Here is a 2,700-nt window from a genome sequence, read left to right as displayed (position 1 = left end):
ACGTTACCAGCAATTTATGAGACGACTACTTTTAACGACATCTTTTCTTTTTATTTTGAGCTGTAATAAAACAGCAGAAAATCATCAAGAAATAGAAAATTTACAGAACAGGATTTCAATTCTTGAAGAAGAAAATAAAAAACTACAAGATTCATTGTCAAAAAGTGAAAAAGATTTCTTGTGGCGTCAATTAATTGGAATACCTGAAAGCCGCAAGCAGAAAGTTGGTAAAAAGAATAATATTGTTATGCTGTTGCATGAGTTTGATAAAAAATTACCGAAATATGAAATCTTTCGAATTATTGACGGCAAAGAAATTAAAGTTGGGGAAAATGATGGAACGAGATTTGACTACGAATTTATACCAACGTCAACAAAAGACAACAGCCCAAAGTTTCTAATAAAGATGCGTCACAAAGGAAAGATTATTGAAATTCCGGGAGAATTAAGGCTTGAAGTAGAAAAATAAACTGCTGGTAACAGCAGTTTGTGATTATGGCTGGTTTTGGGTTTATCAGAAATGTCTCGGCTGACTGAAATTTTAGTTATATTTGAAAACGCAAGTGAGTGAAGAACGCCACAATCACAAGCTGCGGAACGTTACCACACATTTTAAAAGAAAGACGACACAAAAGACCAAATGAAGACAACTGCCATTTTACTACTGATTTTTTTTAACTCAATGTTCAGCTTTGGACAAATTGAAAATCGGTGGCAACCTGACAGTGTTTACAAAAACAAGAAAGTTAAAAGAATTTTTGTTTACGAAAATTCACCCAAAGACTTATCCGAAATTGTTGAACTTGACAGAAACGGAAAAATTATTCGTATCGAAGAACATAGTGCATCATACAACAAAAGAACAAGGAAGTCAAAATTAATTGATAGAGTGACCACCTATATTTATGATGAACTTGGTAAAACTACCCATAAAATAGACACTTTAATTTATCATCATAATAATTCAGTAAGCACAGAAAAAACATTTTTTTATTATGAAAACAACTTATTGATTTCATCAAAGTATTTTAAGGGTAATTTTGAAAATCCAAGTAGTGAAACAACTTATTCTCATAATCCCTTCACTTCGACAACTTCAATTAAGATAGACACCGTTATCACATATAGAAAGACAAAGGAATATGAAAGAGATTTTTATGTAAAAAGGTTTTACGGATATGTTTTGGAAGCAAAATTGAAAAAAGAACAAATTACAATTAATGGAATAACTGAAACTTATTCATATTCAGATGATACCGATAGACAAAGATTTGATGAAGAAAAAATAATCAAAAATATATTTAATGGATATGGACAACTTTTAACATCTGAAATTAAAAGTGTATTTAGAAATGACAGAACAAGTGAATACAATCTGACCTACACTTATGAAAATAATGGACTTTTAAAAAGTATTAGAGGATATGTACCACTTTACTATAAATATGAATACTTCGAATAAAAAAACGTGTGGTAACAGCCGTTTTGCAAAAGCGGGGGTTTCGTGCTTCTATGAAAGTGAAGTGCTAAATTCAAGCTTTGTGCATCTAATGAAGTTTAGTGCTGAAAATCCCCGCCTTCGCAAAGCGGCAAAACGTTATGCGTCAGGCTAAAAAATCTGCTAAAAAAGACATATGAAGTTATTTACAAAATTATTTCTCCTCACAATAATTGACTTTATTATTATATGGTTTTGGGTGAAAGAAATTGACCCTGAACCAAGCATTTCAATCGCCATAGTAATTGTAGTTCCAGCAGTAATATTTATTAACCTTGCAATTGCTTTAATTTTATATTTCACCAAAAAAGAATACTCAAAAGTTTTCGTTATAAATTCATTTATTTCAGCAATCTTAATGTATTTTTTATTTCTGAACGGTATAGAAAGACATCAAAATCTTAGATATGAGAGTTGGAAATTTAACAGAAAAGACACAATTTTTGCAATTATACATTCGAAACTTGACAACACTTTTAGTATGACAGAAAGCACGAATCAAGGCTCAACAACCGAGTTTCTAGAAGGAAAATTTAGGAAAAATGGAAACGAATATTATTTGACAACTGACTCAACAGAATATAAAATCAGAAATGAATACTTATTTGGATTCAGAAACTCAACAGACAGTATAAAGTTGACTAAAATTGAGCGATAGTGAAACTAAAAGCCCGAACGCATAACAGCCGTTAACCGCTATTGCTGGATTTTCGTGGTTTCACGTCTGTTTTTCACGTAAAACTATTATCTTAGCTGACAGTACGCAGTTCGCTGGCTTCGCAACAGTCGGTTAGCGGCGAAACGTTACCGCTAAGTTTTGGTTGCGTTTTAAAAATCATATTCTTCGTCTTTTTGTGGTTTAATTTTAATGGAAAATTGAGCCGAAAAGATCAAGTTTCTTAAGTTTTGCGCTGAAAAAAAAATATCTGTAAACGAATTACGTTTCTGAGCTTTGTTCTTTTTTTGTTTGGTAAGGTTTAGGCTTTGTGGAAGTTCAACAGTAACTTGTTTGGACGCTGATTACGTTTCTCGGCTAAGTCTATTTTGTGTCTGTAATCGAAGTGTAAAACCTAGCGGTAACAGCCGTTTGCAACAATGGCTGGTTTTATTTTTCTTAGGCGGAAAATACTAAGTTCAAATTTTAATTATATTTACATCTAATAATTTTAAAAGTCGCCACTGTCGCAAGCGGCGGAACGTTA

The 2,700-nt window shown here is 32.1% G+C and carries 3 protein-coding genes; all 3 read left to right on the top strand.

The annotated features are described in order from the left end of the window. A partial coding sequence (locus HA632_RS02385) for a hypothetical protein (RefSeq protein WP_217902817.1) occupies positions 1–469 on the top strand: 469 nt, incomplete at its 5' end. A 171-nt stretch (positions 470–640) separates the two neighbouring features. After that, positions 641–1,462 (top strand): hypothetical protein, encoded by an 822-nt coding sequence (locus HA632_RS02380; protein WP_176305639.1) that lies wholly within the window; start codon positions 641–643, stop codon positions 1,460–1,462. 172 nt (positions 1,463–1,634) lie between these two features. Further along, positions 1,635–2,156 (top strand): hypothetical protein, encoded by a 522-nt coding sequence (locus tag HA632_RS02375; protein ID WP_176305638.1) that lies wholly within the window; start codon positions 1,635–1,637, stop codon positions 2,154–2,156. Positions 2,157–2,700 lie beyond the last annotated feature (544 nt).

Origin of the sequence: Flavobacterium sp. J49, assembly GCF_011742145.1 — a bacterium.
GTDB lineage: Bacteria > Bacteroidota > Bacteroidia > Flavobacteriales > Flavobacteriaceae > Flavobacterium.
Note: the sequence above shows the minus strand (reverse complement) of the source record. Positions and strands in the feature narration are given on the sequence as shown.